Source organism: Pseudomonas sp. zjy_15 (genome assembly GCF_043101865.1).
In the GTDB taxonomy this organism is placed as follows: domain Bacteria; phylum Pseudomonadota; class Gammaproteobacteria; order Pseudomonadales; family Pseudomonadaceae; genus Aquipseudomonas; species Aquipseudomonas putida_Y.
In genome coordinates, this window is sequence record NZ_JBICII010000059.1 from 44,690 (window position 1) to 60,179 (window position 15,490).

The following is a 15,490-nucleotide window of genomic DNA, read 5'->3' on the forward strand; positions in this document are numbered from 1 at the left end:
TCAGCTGGGCACCTTTAGAAGGTTATAGCCCAGAGTTGGGGAAACCATAGTATTAAATTGATGGCATCCGCCGAAGGGTATTTATTCCCTCCCCACTTCACCTGCCCGATACAGCCTGAGGATGGTGTGGCCCCTGTGGGAATGCGTGAGCTGCAAGCCAGTTGTTACAAAGGCGAGTCGTCATTCAACCCTTGCAACTTGCGATACTCGCGCAGCACCGTGGGCACATAACGCCGGGTCTCGGCAAACGGCGGCACGGCACCGCGCCGCAATACAGCATCCGGGCCGGCATTGTAGGCCGCTACGGCCAAGGTGATGTCGTTGTCGAACAGGGTGAGCATCTGCTTGAGGTAGCGCGCCCCTCCGTGCACATTGTCTTCAGGGTCCAGCCGGTCTTGCACCCCCATCTCGCGGGCGGTGTCCGGCATCAGTTGCATCAACCCCACTGCCCCCGCCCGCGAACGGGCTTTGGGGTTGTAGCCAGACTCGGCCTTGATCACCGCGTGCAGCAGCGCCGGCGGCACATTGTGGATGCGCGCAGCCGTGGCGACTACCTCGGCGTAAGGGCGGCCAGTGATCATTTGCGCCTTGACCGGCCCACCCTGGGCCAGCGGCTCGTTGATCACCCTCTCATAGTGGCGCCCTGGTCTATGGACATTGCTCAGCACGTAGCCCCCCTTGGCATCGATTGAGATGTACACATCGGCGTGGGCAACACCTGCCGCCAGCCAGATCAAACCGAGGATGAGTCCACGCATGCCGGTCGCCTCTTCGTCGTGGCCCCGAAGTGGGGGAAATGCCCCGGAAAACCCGAGGACAGTCACCACGACGCAAGCACTGTGCCGCTTCCTGTGCCCCATGGCGCAAGGCCCCGGGGCTGACGTGCACGGCTGTTGCATGGTGCATGTCAACGCGTGTCCCCATAGCAGTGGAGGGCTTCACCATGCAGCGCAGAACCAACCCGCAACGTGGCTTCACTCTGCTTGAACTCCTGGTGGTACTGGTGGTACTCGGCCTGCTGGCCGGCATCGTCGCGCCCAAGTACTTCAGTCAGCTCGGCCGCTCCGAGGCCAAGGTTGCGCGGGCGCAGATCGAGGGGCTGAGCAAGGCCCTGGACTTGTACCGCCTGGAGGTCGGCCACTACCCCAACAGCGAACAAGGCTTGCAGGCGTTGGTGGTCGCCCCCAGTGGCGAGGCTCGCTGGACCGGCCCGTACCTGCAGAAGGCCGTGCCACAAGACCCGTGGGGCCGCCCTTACATCTACCGGCAACCTGGCGAGAACGGCGGTGAGTACGACCTGCTGTCGATGGGCAAGGACGGCCAGCCGGGTGGTGATGGGGAAAACGCCGAAATCACCAGTTGGCAGTAAGGAGAGCGGCCATGCGCTACAGCCTCAAGGCCCTGGGTAGGCAGGGCGTGGTGCAGTTGCAGATCGACGCCGAGGACGCCGACCACGCCCGCCGCCAGGCCGAAGACCAAGGCCTGCGTGTACTCAGCCTGCGCAGCAGCGGCGGCGCCTTGCGCGGCATGGCCTGGCGCCGTGAAGCGGCGTTCGACCTGGTGCTGTTCAGCCAGGAACTGTCAACCTTGCTCAATGCCGGCCTGCCGCTGATCGACGCACTGGAAAGCCTGGCAGAGAAGAGCCCGGCAGCGACAGCGCGCAAGGTGCTCGCCGAGTTGGTACGCCAGCTGTACGAGGGCCGCTCGCTGTCCCAGGCTCTGGGCCAGCAACCGAGGGTATTCCCGCCGTTGTATGTGGCGCTGGTGCAGTCCAGTGAACGCACCGGTGCTCTGGGCGACGCCCTCACCCGCTATATCAGCTATCGCCAGCGCCTGGACCTGGTCCGCCAGAAGCTGGTGGGTGCCTCAGTCTACCCGTTGCTGCTGTTGCTGGTGGGGGGGGGTGTGGTGCTGTTCCTGCTCGGCTATGTGGTACCGCGTTTCAGCCAGGTGTTCGAGGGCATGGGCACCGAGCTACCCTGGCTGTCACGGGTGCTGATGCAGGTCGGCCTGTTTCTGCATGCCCAGCAATTGCCGCTGGCGCTGGGCACCGTCGTCGGGGTGGCGACACTTTGGCTGCTGCGCCGGCACCCGCGTGTACGGCACTGGGCCTCCTGCCAACTGCGGCGTCTGCCAGCACTGCATCAGCGCCTGATGATGTACGAGTTGGCGCGTTTCTATCGCTCGCTGGGTATCCTGCTGCAAGGCGGAATTCCCATCCTTACCGCCATGGGGATGGCCCGTGGCCTGCTCGGCAACGCAGCAGCGCAGGGCCTGGAGCAGGCCAGCCTGCGGGTGGGCGAAGGGCTGCCCCTCTCGGATGCACTGGCGGCCGGGCACCTGGTGACGCCGGTATCACTGCGCCTGCTGCGGGCTGGCGAGCAGTCTGGCAACCTGGGCGAGATGCTGGAGCGCTGCGCCGACTTCCATGACCAGGAAATCGGCCGCTGGGTGGAGTGGTTCGTCAAACTGTTCGAGCCGCTGCTGATGACCTTCATCGGCCTGCTGATCGGCCTGATCGTGATCCTCATGTACATGCCGATCTTCGAACTGGCCTCAAGCATTCACTGAATGGCCAGGCCCAGGCTCTCGCGTAACGGGGTGCCTGCACAGGCAGTGCGCTGTGCCCAACCATGGCCGCCATCGATAACTGATCCCCACTTATCATTCGGCGTGATAGTAACCTTCGCCCTGTTCGATTCGTACCTCACGCGCAACACACTCACACTCCGCCCACTACTAATACATTGGCGGAGTTCTCCATGGAACAATCACTCAAACCCTTGCGCTTCCCCCTCGCTGCCCTGGCAGTGGTGGTGATCAGCGCTTGCGGTCGAACCCCCGACGCCGTGCAGGCTCCCGCCGCGCCGAAGGTAAGTGTGGCCAAGGTGATCGAGCAACCGATCACCGAATGGGACGAGTTCACCGGCCGCCTCGAAGCCCCGGAAACCGTCGAAGTGCGCCCGCGGGTCTCCGGCCAGATCGACCGGGTGGCTTTCACTGAAGGTGCCCAGGTCAAGAAAGGCGACCTGCTGTTCCAGATCGACCCGCGCCCGTTCCAGGCAGAAGTCCGCCGCCTCGAAGCCCAGTTGCAACAGGCCAAGGCCACCGCCATCCGCAGCGCCAACGAAGCCCGCCGTGGCGAGCGCCTGCGTGACAGCAACGCCATCTCCGCCGAGCTGGCCGAATCGCGCAGCAGTGCCGCTGCCGAGGCCCGTGCCGGGGTCGATGCAATCCAGGCCCAGCTCGATCTGGCGCGCCTGAACCTCAGCTTCACCCGCGTCACTGCGCCCATCAGCGGCCGTGTCAGCCGCGCCGAGTTCACCGCCGGCAACATCGTCACAGCCGATGTCACCCCGCTGACCAGCGTGGTGTCCACCGACAAGGTCTACGCCTACTTCGACGCCGACGAGCGCGTGTACCTCAAGTACACCCAGCTGGCCCGTGAAGGCCAGCGTGGCCAGAGCACCCCGGTATACCTGGGGCTGACCAACGAAAGCGGCAACCCGCACCTGGGCCACATGAACTTCGTCGACAACCAGGTCAACCCGCGCACCGGCACCATCCGCGGCCGCGCGGTATTCGACAACAGCGACGGCGAGTTCACACCAGGCTTGTATGCGCGCCTGAAACTGGTCGGCAGCGCCCAGTACGACGCCATGCTGATCAACGACGAAGCCGTGGGTACTGACCTTGGCAAGAAGTTTGTGCTGGTCATGGGCAAGGACAACAAAGCCACCTACCGCACCGTGGAACTGGGGCCGAAACTTGAAGGCTTGCGCATCGTACGCAGCGGCCTGGACAAGGGCGAACGCATCGTGGTGAAGGGCCTGCAGCGCGTGCGCCCTGGTTCGCCGGTAACCCCGGAAGAAACACCGATGGCCAGCGAGCAAACCCTCGCCGCCCTCGCACGGCAGCGTCAGGCCCTGGAGGCCAGCAACCCGGCGCCGAAAATGGCGGGCAATCACGTGAAAGTCGCCGGCGCCCAGGCGCCACGCGGTTAAGGGACCCCTACCGATGAACTTCTCGAAATTCTTCATTACCCGGCCGATCTTCGCCGCGGTGCTGTCGCTGTTGCTGCTGATTGCGGGTTCTATCTCGCTGTTCCAGTTGCCGATCAGCGAATACCCCGAAGTGGTGCCGCCCACCGTTGTGGTGCGCGCCAACTTCCCCGGCGCCAACCCCAAAGTCATCGGCGAAACCGTCGCCGCGCCGCTGGAACAGGCCATTACCGGTGTGGAGAACATGCTGTACATGTCCTCCCAGTCCACTGCCGATGGCAAGCTGACGCTGACCATCACCTTCGCCCTGGGTACCGACCTGGACAACGCCCAGGTGCAGGTACAGAACCGCGTCACCCGTACCCAGCCCAAGCTGCCCGAGGAAGTGACCCGTATCGGTATCACCGTCGACAAGGCCTCGCCTGACCTGACCATGGTCGTGCACCTGACCTCGCCGGACAACCGCTACGACATGCTCTATCTGTCCAACTACGCCATCCTCAACATCAAGGACGAACTGGCGCGCCTGGGCGGCGTCGGCGACGTACAACTGTTCGGCATGGGCGACTACTCGCTGCGCGTATGGCTGGACCCGAACAAGACCGCTTCGCGCAACCTGACAGCCAGTGATGTGGTCGCCGCAATCCGCGAGCAGAACCGCCAGGTGGCTGCCGGCCAGCTGGGCGCACCGCCTGCCCCAGGGTCGACCAGCTTCCAGCTGTCGATCAATACCCAGGGCCGTCTGGTCAACGAGGAAGAGTTCGAGAACATCATCATCCGCGCCGGGGCCGATGGCGAAATCACCCGCCTGAAGGACATCGCCCGGGTCGAACTCGGCTCCAGCCAGTACGCCCTGCGCTCGCTGCTGAACAACCAGCCGGCGGTGGCCATCCCGATCTTCCAGCGCCCAGGCTCCAACGCCATCGAGATCTCCGACGAGGTGCGGGCGAAAATGGCCGAGCTGAAAAAGGACTTCCCTGAAGGGATGGACTACAGCATCGTCTATGACCCGACCATCTTCGTGCGCGGCTCCATCGAAGCGGTGGTGCACACCCTGTTCGAAGCCCTGGTGCTGGTGGTGCTGGTGGTGATCCTGTTCCTGCAGACCTGGCGCGCCTCGATCATCCCGCTGCTGGCTGTGCCGGTCTCGCTGATCGGTACCTTCGCGGTCATGCACCTGTTCGGCTTTTCACTCAACGCGCTGTCGTTGTTCGGGCTGGTGCTCGCCATCGGTATCGTGGTTGACGATGCCATCGTCGTGGTGGAGAACGTCGAACGTAACATCGGGCTGGGCCTGAAACCGCTGGAAGCCACGCAAAAGGCCATGAGCGAAGTGACCGGGCCGATCATCGCCACCGCCCTGGTGCTGTGCGCGGTGTTCGTACCTGCAGCGTTCATTTCCGGCCTGACCGGGCAGTTCTACAAGCAGTTCGCCCTGACCATCGCCATTTCGACCGTCATTTCGGCGTTCAATTCGCTGACCCTGTCGCCAGCCTTGGCCGCGGTGCTGCTCAAGGAGCACCACGCCCCCAAGGACCGTTTCTCGCGGTTCCTCGACAAACTGCTGGGCAGCTGGCTGTTCTCTCCGTTCAACCGATTCTTCGACCGTGCGTCCAACCGCTACGTCGGTGGCGTGCGCCGGGTCATCCGCTCAAGTGGCATCGCCCTGTTCGTGTATGCCGGCCTGATGGGCCTGACCTACCTGGGCTTCTCGTCCACCCCGACCGGTTTCGTGCCGGCCCAGGACAAGCAGTACCTGGTGGCCTTCGCCCAACTGCCGGACGCGGCCAGCCTCGACCGTACCGAAGCGGTGATCAAGCGCATGAGCGAAATCGCCCTCAAGCAGCCTGGCGTGGCCGACTCGGTGGCCTTCCCGGGCCTGTCTATCAACGGTTTCACCAACAGCCCGAACAGCGGCATCGTGTTCACCCCGCTCAAGCCATTCGATGAGCGCAAGGACCCGAGCCAGTCGGCGGCAGCCATCGCAGCCGCGCTGAATGCCCAGTTCGCCGACATCCAGGACGCCTACATCGCAATCTTCCCACCGCCGCCGGTACAGGGCCTGGGCACGATTGGCGGCTTCCGTCTGCAAATCGAAGACCGTGGCAATCTGGGTTACGAAGCGCTGTACAAGGAAACCCAGAACATCATCGCCAAGAGCCACAACGTGCCAGAGCTGGCCGGCCTGTTCACCAGCTACCAGGTCAACGTGCCACAAGTCGATGCCGCCATCGACCGGGAAAAGGCCAAGACCCACGGGGTGGCGATCACCGACATCTTCGACACCCTGCAGGTCTACCTGGGCTCGTTGTACACCAACGACTTCAACCGCTTCGGCCGTACCTATCAGGTCAACGTCCAGGCTGAGCAGCAGTTCCGCCTTGATGCCGAGCAGATCGGCCAACTGAAGGTGCGCAACAACCTTGGCGAGATGATCCCGCTGGCGACCTTCCTCAAGGTCAGCGATACCTCGGGGCCGGACCGGGTCATGCACTACAACGGCTTCATCACTGCCGAGATCAACGGTGCCGCCGCACCGGGCTACAGCTCTGGTCAGGCGGAAGCTGCGATCGAGAAACTGCTGAAAGAGGAACTGCCCAACGGCATGACCTTCGAGTGGACCGACCTGACATATCAGCAGATCCTCTCGGGCAATACCGCGCTGCTGGTGTTCCCGCTGTGCGTGCTGCTGGCGTTCCTGGTGCTGGCCGCCCAGTACGAAAGCTGGAGCCTGCCGCTGGCGGTGATCCTGATCGTGCCAATGACCCTGCTGTCGGCCATCACCGGTGTGATCGTATCGGGTGGCGACAACAACATCTTCACCCAGATCGGCCTGATCGTACTGGTGGGCCTGGCGTGCAAGAACGCGATCCTGATCGTCGAATTCGCCAAGGACGAGCAGGCCAAGGGCCTTGACCCGCTGGCTGCGGTACTGGAAGCCTGCCGCCTGCGTCTGCGGCCGATCCTGATGACCTCGATCGCCTTCATCATGGGCGTGGTGCCCCTGGTGTTCAGCTCCGGTGCAGGATCGGAAATGCGCCATGCCATGGGTGTGGCGGTGTTCTCGGGGATGATCGGCGTCACCGTGTTCGGCCTGTTCCTGACCCCGGTGTTCTTCTTCCTGATCCGCCGTTTCGTCGAGCGTCGCCAGGCCCGCAAGGCTGAACACGCTCAAGTGCTGGAGAACCACGCATGAACCTGCTCAAACCCTTGACCCCAAGCCTGCTGGCACTGGCCCTGGCGGCCTGTGCGGTAGGCCCTGACTACCAGGCGCCAGCCACCGAACCTGCACAACTGGGCAGCGACGTGCAGGCCAAGGCCTACGACCGTAGCCGCTTCGAGAGCCTGTGGTGGAAGCAGTTCGACGACCCGGTGCTGAACCAGCTGGTGCAGGCTTCGCTGGACGGCAACCGTGACTTGCGCGTGGCCTTCGCCCGCCTGAAATCGGCCCGTTCGATCCGCGAAGACGCCGAAAACGACCCGTTCCCGGTGGTCACCAGCCGTGCCAGCAGCGATCTTGGCAAAGGCCAGATCCCCGGCCAGACCACGCAGCGGGTGAACAGCGAGCGCTACGACCTGGGCCTGGACATGGCCTGGGAACTTGACCTGTTCGGCCGCATCCAGCGCCAGATCGAAGCCAGCGAAGCCCAGGAAGCGGTGGCCGCCGCCGACCTGCAGCAGTTGCAGGTCAGCCTGATCGCCGAACTGGTCGATGCCTACGGGCAGCTGCGCGGTGCCCAGTTGCGCGAGAAGATCGCCCTGGCCAACCTGAAGACTCAGCAGGAATCACGCACCATTACCGAAACCCTGCGCGATGCGGGCGTGGGCAATGACCTTGACGTGGTGCGTGCCGATGCGCGCCTGGCCGGGGTCGAAGCCACCGTGCCGCAACTGCAAGCCGAACAGGCACGGGCGCGGCATCGCATCGCCACCCTGCTAGGCCAGGGCCCTGACGCGCTCAGCGTAGACCTGTCGCCCAAGGCGCTGCCGGCCATCGCCAAGGCGCTGCCGGTAGGTGACCCAGGTGAGTTGCTGCGCCGCCGCCCGGACATCCGCAGCGCCGAACGCCAACTGGCGGCCGCCACCGCCAACGTTGGCGTGGCCACCGCCGACCTGTTCCCCCGTGTCAGCCTCAGTGGCTTCCTCGGCTTTACCGCCGCCCGCGGCTCGCAGATCGGCTCGTCGGCGGCCAACGCCTGGGCGCTGGGCCCGAGCATTACCTGGGCAGCCTTCGACCTGGGCAGCGTGCGGGCCCGCCTGCGCGGCGCCAAGGCCGATGCCGAAGGGGCACTGGCCAACTACGAACAGCAGGTGCTGCTGGCGCTGGAAGAGTCGGCCAACGCCTTCAGCGATTACGACAAGACCCAGCAGCGTCTGCTGTCGCTGATGCGCCAGAGCGACGCCAGCCGCAAGGCTGCAGAACTGGCCTCGATTCGATATCGCGAGGGTACCGTGGACTACCTGGTACTGCTCGATGCCGAGCGTGAGCGGCTAAGTGCTGAGGATGCACAAGCCCAAGGTGAAGTCGAGCTGTACCGCGGCATCGTCTCGATCTACAAGGCCCTGGGTGGCGGCTGGCAACCGCAGACCTTGGCCAGCGCACACTGACACACCGCATTTCAACGACTCCTTTGGTTGGCTCCTCCCCCAACCGTTTGCCCCGCAGGCCATGGCCCGCGGGGCTTTTTTATGTTTGCCATCGTATTCACCCCAATACGCAGTGCCTGGAATGCCACCGCAGGCCTGGTGCCTGGCCAGCGGCGTGCCCGGTTCGGTTGCATTTACCCCCCGGCTGGCCCAAGCTCTGCCCTTCCCGCCGCCACGGATCGTCCGATGCCCAGACGCAACCGCTACCTGATCGCCCTGCTGTTGTCGATTCTGGTATCGGCCCTGTTCGGCTACCTGTGGCGCGACGCCCCGCCAACCCCGCCGAACTTGCCAGCACACAGCTACGCCAAAGCGCTGCGCCAGGCTCACGACGGCCAGCCCGGCGCCGCACGGGTGCTGTACCAGCAACTGCAGCGCAACGACCTGCCCGCCATCCGCCGTGCGGCGCTCTACGCCGAGTTGCCCAACTACCCTTCACCGCAGGCATTGAAACTGGCCCGCCAGGACCTGGAACACGCCGAGCCGCTGGTGCGTCGAGCGGCCATTGCCAGTATTCGCCGCCTGTTACCGCCGGCACAGCGCAGCCTGGTACTCGGCCCGCTGCTGGACGACAGTGAGCAAAGCGTGCGTTTTGCCGCCGTGGATGCCCTGCTGGGCCTCGATCCCGACGCCATCGGCCTCTATTTCGGCCCGCTGCAGTCAGCCCTGGAGCAATACCAAAAGGCCCTCGAGCAACAACCCGAAGATGCCGACGCCCAGGTGCACCTGGCGCGCCTGTACCTGCACGAAAACGACTACACGCAGGCCGCTGCGGCCCTGCAACGTGCGCTCGAGGTTGCACCTGCCAACCTCGATGCACTGGCGACTCAGGTACGTCTGCTTGAGCGCCAGGGCCACCACGACGCCTCCCGCCAGGTATTGGGCAAAGCCCTGGCGCTGAGCCCCGACTCGGCCTTTCTGCAGTATGAACTAGGGCTTTGGCTGAAGCGCCACGAACAGCGCGAGTATGCCTTGCTGGCCCTGTCCCGCGCGGTGGAACTGGACCCGGACAACGCCGACTACCGCTATACACTGGCGGTCACCCTGCATCAGCTTGACCAGCTCGACGCTGCCCAGAAGCAACTGGAAACCATCCTCAATCGGCAGCCAGCCAATCGCCGGGCACGGGTGCTGCTGATTCAGTACTGGAAAGAGTCCGGACAGTTGCAGAACGTGCAAGTATCGCTAGCCGAACTGGAGCGCCAGAACCCGGACGACCCTGCACTGCAACAGGGCCTGTAGGCAGTACCTGGATTCAGTTGAACCCTGAGGCTGTGCCAGGGTCCAGTGGGTATCAGGCCACCCTAAAGGAGAGTCGTTTTGGCCAGTTCGTTGGCGCTGGATGAACGTGCCTTGATCCTCGCACCGCCACAACTGGCGGCGGATACCTCACGTCTGCTTACCTCCGCCGGCATCAACAGCCTCTGCGCGGTCGACCTGGCAAACCTGCAGACGCGTCTGGCCGAGGGTGCAGGCCTGGCGATCATTGCCGAGCAGATGTTCAGCCAAGGCCCAAGCGCCTTGCTGCAGGCATTCATCGACCAGCAACCGAGTTGGTCGGATTTGCCCATTGTGCTGCTGACCCAGGGCGCCTGGTCGGCCGCTGGCGTGAGTCATCATCCGGTGGGCAATCTTCTATGGCTGGTTGCGCCCTACGAGAATGCCCAGTTGCTGCACATGACCCGGTCCGCGCTGCGCAACCGGCGTCGACAGTACGTTACACGTGACCAGCTCTATGGCATGCAGCAGCGCCTGGACAGCCGCCCTTCAACGCCGGGCCAGGAGCAGGACCGCATTGAATTCGCCCGCTGCCAGGCACGCAAGATGGAGGCCATCGGCCAACTGGCCGGCGGCGTCGCCCATGACTTCAACAACCTGCTCACCAGCATCAGCGGCAGCTTCGAACTCATCCAGCGGCGCCTGCGGCAAGGCCGCGACGACGGCCTGGACGGCGTTCTGGGCATGGGCCGCGAGGCCGTTTCACGCGCCGCACGCCTGACTCACCGCCTGCTTGCCTTCTCTTCCCGCCAATCGCTACACAGCCAACGTATAGACCTGCATCCCTTGCTCGACGCAGAGCGCCTGAAGGCTTGCCTGAGCCCGTCGATAACCTTGCAAGTGCATGCGGCCAAAGACCTGTGGCACGTGGAGGCGGATGACCAGCAGTTGCAAGAAGCCCTCGACAACCTCCTGCTCAATGCCAGCGAGGCCATGCCCAACGGTGGCCTGCTACGCATCGAAGCGAACAATCATCACATCGCCACCGAGCAGTTCGCCGGCAGCGCGCTGCGTACGGGCGATTATGTGCGCCTGCAGATCATCGACAGCGGCCAGGGCATGGCGCAAAGCACGCTGGAGCACGCCTTCGAACCGTTCTTCAGCACCAAGGCGACCGGCCAGGGCATTGGCCTGGGGTTGTCGATGGTGTACGGGTTCAGCAAGCAATCCCATGGGCATATCACCCTCCGCAGCGAGATTGGCCAGGGAACCCAGGTGGAGCTGTATTTGCCTCGCCATGTCGACCAGACCCTGCCATCCAGCGAGCCTGTGGCGCCCAGGCAAGACGGCTGCAGCCGACACGTGCTGATCGTCGAGGACGATCCCCATGTGCGCCAACTGCTTTGCCAGGCGCTGCGCGAAAACGGCTTCCCCTGCCAAAGCGCAGCCGACGCCAACGAGGGCCTGAAGGTGCTGCGCTCGGCACAACCGGTGGATTTGCTGATCACCGATGTGGGCTTGCCCGGCATGAATGGCCGGCAACTGGCGGAAATTGCCCGCAGGCTGCGCCCACGATTGCCGGTGCTGTTCATCACCGGCTACGCGGAAACGGCCATGGCCCGCGAAGGCTTCCTGGACGCTGACATGCACCTGATCTGCAAGCCGTTCGAGTTGCAGCAGTTGCAGGCTCGAGTGACACAGATTCTAGGCAAGCCTTGAAGCGCCTTACGCGTCAAGCATGCGTAGCGCCTCATCGGCAAGATGCGCCAGCGAGAACGGCTTGTTCAGCAATGCCGTGCCCGGCTGATCGAGCAATTGCGCTTCAATGGACTGATCCGCATAACCGGTGATGAATAGAATTTTCTGCTGTGCAAGCTGCATGCGCATGGCCTTGGCCACTTGCCGACCACTGAACCCACCCGGCAAACCGATATCGGTGATGACCAGATCGAAAGGGCCGCCATGGCGAAAGCGCTCCAGTGCGCTATTGGCATCGCCCACATCCGTGACGTCAAAACCACGCTCAGTCAGGTACTCGCGCATGACTGCGCGCAGATCAAGCTCATCATCCACCAGCAGCAGGCGCTCGCCCCGTGCCATGCGTTGCGAAAGCGGCACCGGTTCGGGCTCATCGGGCACCGGCTCATGGCTCCTCGGGAAAAGCATGGACACCTTGGTGCCCTGTTCCGGTACCGACTCGATCCAGGCATACCCGCCCGACTGACGGACGAAGCCATACACCATCGACAGACCAAGCCCGGCCCCGTGCCCGAGCGACTTGGTGGTATAGAACGGTTCAAAAGCCCTGGCGATATCCACCGCTGACATGCCATGGCCATCGTCCTCGACATGCACGGCCACATAGTCGCCTGGCGGCAAGCCACCTTCATCCGGGAAAAAGGCTGTGAGCCGTTCGTTGACGCTGCTGATGGTGACATTGCCCTGTTCCAGGCACGCCTCACGCGCATTGGCACACAAGTTGATCAAGGCATTCTCTAACTGGGGCACGTCCAGGCTCACTGTCCAAGGCGCAACGTCCAGCTGCCAGTGCAAACGCATCTCTGCCCCCAAGGCCCGCAGCAACAAGGGCTCGCTCAACCGCAACTGCCGATTGAAGTCCAGTGGCCGAGGGGCCAATGGTTGATGGCGAGAAAACGCAATCAACCGATGGGTCAGGTCCATGGCCCGCTGCACCGAGTCGCGCGCAACGTCCACGTAGGCCCCCACCCGCTCCAGCCGCCCCTCCTGCAGGCGCCGTTGCAGCAGTTCGAGGCTGCCACCGATACCGGACAGCAAGTTGTTCATTTCATGACCCATGCCGCCAGCCAACTGGCCAACCACCTCCATGCGCTCGCTGTTGCGCATCAGCGCCTCTGCCTGACGCGCCGCCTCTTCACGGTCTGCGGTGATGTCCCGGCCAACCGCAGTCAGCAGGCTGCCGTCAAACCGCGCACTCCAGCGAAACCAGTGGTAGTGGCCATCGTGGTGTCGCAGACGGATCTCCAACTGCTCCGCGTGGCTGCATTGCAGCAGCGCGGACACTGCCAGTCGCACTTCGGCACGCTCTGTCGGATGCACCAGTTCCATTACCGACATCGCCTGCACCTGCTCTTGTGTCCACCCCAGAATGCGGTACCAGGCCGGGTTGGCAGCATGCAGTCTCAATTCAGGGCTAAGCATCATCATCGCTTCGCGCGACAGCAACCAGAACTGCTCTCGCTCGGCCACATGGCGCTCGACCTGGCGTTCAAAGCTCTGCACCTGATCACGCCAATGGCGGTGTGCCTCGACGCTGGCCGTGGTCTCGATCACCGTATGCAGAAACCCCGCCACGTTACCGAGTTCATCGTGCAGGGGTGCATAACCGAATGCGCACCATAGCGGTTCGGCGCCCTCACTGCGGACGATGCGCAGTGGAGGGTCCTCGACAAAATTCGAGTGGCCTTCCAGTGCCTTGAACACCCAGGGCCCCACTGCTGGCCAGATATCACTCCACAGGGTATCGAACGCCATGCCCAGCGCATCCGGTAATGCCCGCAACGCTCGGTAGCCATCGTTATGCACCACACACAGGTCTGCCCCCCACACCACCGCACACGGGAAGGGTGACAAGTGCATCATGTCCACGGCAATGCGCAACGAGGCAGGCCAGCGCGACAATGGCCCAAGCGAGGTACGCCACCAGTCGAACTGGGCAATCCGCTCCCCCATCGGCTCGATCGATGGCAAAACAGGCGACTGCAGGATGACCTGCGACGCAGGCTCGCGTGGTTTACCGTTAGCGACCAATATCGTGACTCCAGCAATGCTCAAGGTTGACCATAGCGCCGCCAAGTCTGGCACGCTCGCCGGTGGATGGGTTCAAGTTAGCACAGCATATCGCGCACACCATGGCGTACTTGCAGGTGGCAGCTATGCTATTTAGGTTTTCCCTCGGGCCAGGGAGCACCGGCCCATTCAGGTTGCCGACGGGAGCAGGGTCATGAGCAAGAAAATTCTGGTGGTGCTGACCAATACAGCGAAGTATCCAACCCTCAAACGGGCGACCGGGTTGTGGCTGGGTGAAGCCGTTCACTTTGTCGAGAAAGTCGAAAAGGCCGGCTACACGGTCGACTATGTCAGCCCACAGGGCGGTTACGTTCCCGTGGACCCGCACAGCCTGCAGATGGCCCCTGACCTGGACTGGCAATGGTACGACGACAAGCGCTTCATGACGCGCCTGGGCAATACTTTGGCCCCAGGGCAGGTGAAGGCCGACGAATACAGTGCCATCTACTACACCGGAGGGCATGGGGTGATGTACGACTTCGCCGAAAACCAACCTCTGCAGGAACTGGCGCGCAAGGTCTACGAAAAAAATGGCATTGTTGCGGCAGTCTGTCACGGCGTTGTCGGCCTGCTGAACATCAAGCTGAGTAACAACTGCCTGCTTCTCAAAGGCCGCAAGGTGACCGGCTTTTCCAATATAGAGGAGAAACTGGTCGAACTGGACGACGTAGTGCCTTTCTTGACGGAGAACGAACTTGGGGCTCGCGGCGGCGAGTACAGTAAGCATGATGAGCCGTGGAAGCCTTACGTGGTCGACGATGACCGGCTGATTACCGGGCAGAACCCCGCCTCCACTGCCTTGCTGGCCGATGCAGTGCTCAAAAAGCTCAATGGCAGTTAGCTACACCGAGGCGCTCGATTTCCTACCACTTCAACTGCAGCCGGACTACAGCAGCCTGATCAGTAAATACATAGGCTCAGGGCTCAGCTGTTCACCACGAACAGTTTCAGAGCGGAGAACTGTTAGCCTATGTCGAAAATCATGCACGCAGGGCGCAGCATGGTGGAGCTGCTGCTGCTCATCGCAGTGGCGCTGGTGCCTGTGGTATCCGGTTTGCTGGTGATGGCTTTCCAGCTGGAAGCAAAACTTGCAGAAAACGCGAACATCTCCGTTCAGGAGGCGGTGTTCAGCGTCGACAATGCACTGGACAGAATGCACGAGACGGCCCTGCGCACCCTGCCATTTGCAGGTCAACCTTGCGACAACGTCAAAAGCACCTTGCAGGACCAGGTTGCCCATCGCTCCATCGTCAGGTCACTGACCTTGCTGAAAGACAAGCAACCTTACTGCAGCACAGTTTCAGGTTCGTTGGAGCATTATTCATCGTTCGCGTTGTCCGGCCAGCGGGTCGCACTGTCCTACGGCCCTCCTGATACGCGCCAGAAGCTGCTAGTAGACTTTCACCAGAAGGGCAGAAACAATGGCGTAATCGTGACAGCCTATGCCACGCAGATCCGCAACGAACTGGATGGCTTTCAGGATGGGCTGATACTGCTGGTCGAATTTGGCGACCGCTACATATGGAGCAATGGTGACAGCCGTGACCTTGAACGCCCTTCACAGGCCGAATTTTTTACAAGCGCAATGTCGGCCAGGTATGGGTATACGGTCAAAGGTGGCTACCCAGAGGGTTTCACCGCTCATGAAATCCGCCAGTCGGTGCTACAGATAGCGCCCTCACTGATGCTGGTGGGGATCGTGACCGGCTCGATCGTCTACCTGGCCCTGTTCAGGGCGCGTGCCAACAGGCGGGGTACCGCCGCCGAACGAGCATGACGACGACGGTACTCCAGGG

Annotated in this window: 11 protein-coding genes; 9 read left to right on the top strand and 2 right to left on the bottom strand. The window is 62.9% G+C overall.

Features of this window, described 5'->3' with window-relative positions; genetic code table 11:
- Positions 1–164 precede the first annotated feature (164 nt).
- Entirely contained in the window at positions 165–758 is a 594-nt protein-coding gene (locus tag ACF8EF_RS11350; protein WP_176683411.1) for a lytic transglycosylase domain-containing protein, read from the bottom strand.
- Positions 759–943: 185 nt separating this feature from the next.
- On the opposite strand from ACF8EF_RS11350, the gene gspG reads away from it, so the two are divergent.
- The 7 genes from gspG (at position 944) to ACF8EF_RS11385 (ending at position 11,585) form a co-directional block, all read left to right on the top strand.
- Positions 944–1,369, top strand: coding sequence for a type II secretion system major pseudopilin GspG (gspG, locus tag ACF8EF_RS11355; protein ID WP_003253843.1), 426 nt, complete (start codon positions 944–946; stop codon positions 1,367–1,369).
- Positions 1,370–1,380: 11 nt separating this feature from the next.
- Positions 1,381–2,571 (top strand): type II secretion system F family protein, encoded by a 1,191-nt coding sequence (locus ACF8EF_RS11360; RefSeq protein ID WP_176683410.1) that lies wholly within the window; start codon positions 1,381–1,383, stop codon positions 2,569–2,571.
- 191 nt (positions 2,572–2,762) lie between these two features.
- Positions 2,763–4,004, top strand: coding sequence for a multidrug efflux RND transporter periplasmic adaptor subunit MexE (gene mexE, locus ACF8EF_RS11365; protein WP_392461156.1), 1,242 nt, complete (start codon positions 2,763–2,765; stop codon positions 4,002–4,004).
- A 13-nt stretch (positions 4,005–4,017) separates the two neighbouring features.
- Positions 4,018–7,197, top strand: coding sequence for an efflux RND transporter permease subunit (locus tag ACF8EF_RS11370; protein WP_339533494.1), 3,180 nt, complete (start codon positions 4,018–4,020; stop codon positions 7,195–7,197).
- Positions 7,194–8,609: an efflux transporter outer membrane subunit gene (locus ACF8EF_RS11375; RefSeq protein WP_176683407.1), complete on the top strand. Its 1,416-nt coding sequence runs from the start codon at positions 7,194–7,196 to the stop codon at positions 8,607–8,609. Before ACF8EF_RS11370 ends, ACF8EF_RS11375 begins: the two co-directional genes overlap by 4 nt.
- 225 nt (positions 8,610–8,834) lie before the next feature.
- Positions 8,835–9,890, top strand: a complete 1,056-nt coding sequence (locus tag ACF8EF_RS11380; protein ID WP_176683406.1) for a HEAT repeat domain-containing protein — start codon at positions 8,835–8,837, stop codon at positions 9,888–9,890.
- 78 nt (positions 9,891–9,968) lie between these two features.
- Positions 9,969–11,585 carry a response regulator gene (locus ACF8EF_RS11385; protein ID WP_392461157.1) on the top strand — a complete coding sequence of 539 codons (1,617 nt, stop codon included), beginning with the start codon at positions 9,969–9,971 and terminating at the stop codon, positions 11,583–11,585.
- Between the two features lie 6 nt (positions 11,586–11,591).
- Here the strand turns inward: ACF8EF_RS11385 and ACF8EF_RS11390 are convergent, their stop codons facing one another.
- Entirely contained in the window at positions 11,592–13,655 is a 2,064-nt protein-coding gene (locus ACF8EF_RS11390; RefSeq protein WP_176683404.1) for a PAS domain-containing sensor histidine kinase, read from the bottom strand.
- A 193-nt stretch (positions 13,656–13,848) separates the two neighbouring features.
- Between ACF8EF_RS11390 and ACF8EF_RS11395 the strand changes: the two genes are divergently transcribed.
- Both ACF8EF_RS11395 and ACF8EF_RS11400 read left to right on the top strand, forming a co-directional pair.
- Positions 13,849–14,535, top strand: coding sequence for a type 1 glutamine amidotransferase domain-containing protein (locus ACF8EF_RS11395; protein ID WP_392461159.1), 687 nt, complete (start codon positions 13,849–13,851; stop codon positions 14,533–14,535).
- Positions 14,536–14,664: 129 nt separating this feature from the next.
- Complete coding sequence (locus tag ACF8EF_RS11400) at positions 14,665–15,471, top strand: CSS-motif domain-containing protein (RefSeq protein WP_209965591.1); 807 nt, start codon at positions 14,665–14,667, stop codon at positions 15,469–15,471.
- Positions 15,472–15,490 lie beyond the last annotated feature (19 nt).

What these genes read in the sequence shown, in the direction of transcription:
- ACF8EF_RS11360 (WP_176683410.1), top strand. Translation starts at nt 1,381, where the DNA reads ATGCGCTACAGCCTCAAGGCCCTGGGTAGGCAGGGCGTGGTGCAGTTG.
- ACF8EF_RS11375 (WP_176683407.1), top strand. Translation starts at nt 7,194, where the DNA reads ATGAACCTGCTCAAACCCTTGACCCCAAGCCTGCTGGCACTGGCCCTG.
- ACF8EF_RS11350 (WP_176683411.1), bottom strand. Translation starts at nt 758, where the DNA reads ATGCGTGGACTCATCCTCGGTTTGATCTGGCTGGCGGCAGGTGTTGCC.
- mexE (WP_392461156.1), top strand. Translation starts at nt 2,763, where the DNA reads ATGGAACAATCACTCAAACCCTTGCGCTTCCCCCTCGCTGCCCTGGCA.
- ACF8EF_RS11370 (WP_339533494.1), top strand. Translation starts at nt 4,018, where the DNA reads ATGAACTTCTCGAAATTCTTCATTACCCGGCCGATCTTCGCCGCGGTG.
- gspG (WP_003253843.1), top strand. Translation starts at nt 944, where the DNA reads ATGCAGCGCAGAACCAACCCGCAACGTGGCTTCACTCTGCTTGAACTC.
- ACF8EF_RS11380 (WP_176683406.1), top strand. Translation starts at nt 8,835, where the DNA reads ATGCCCAGACGCAACCGCTACCTGATCGCCCTGCTGTTGTCGATTCTG.
- ACF8EF_RS11400 (WP_209965591.1), top strand. Translation starts at nt 14,665, where the DNA reads ATGTCGAAAATCATGCACGCAGGGCGCAGCATGGTGGAGCTGCTGCTG.
- ACF8EF_RS11395 (WP_392461159.1), top strand. Translation starts at nt 13,849, where the DNA reads ATGAGCAAGAAAATTCTGGTGGTGCTGACCAATACAGCGAAGTATCCA.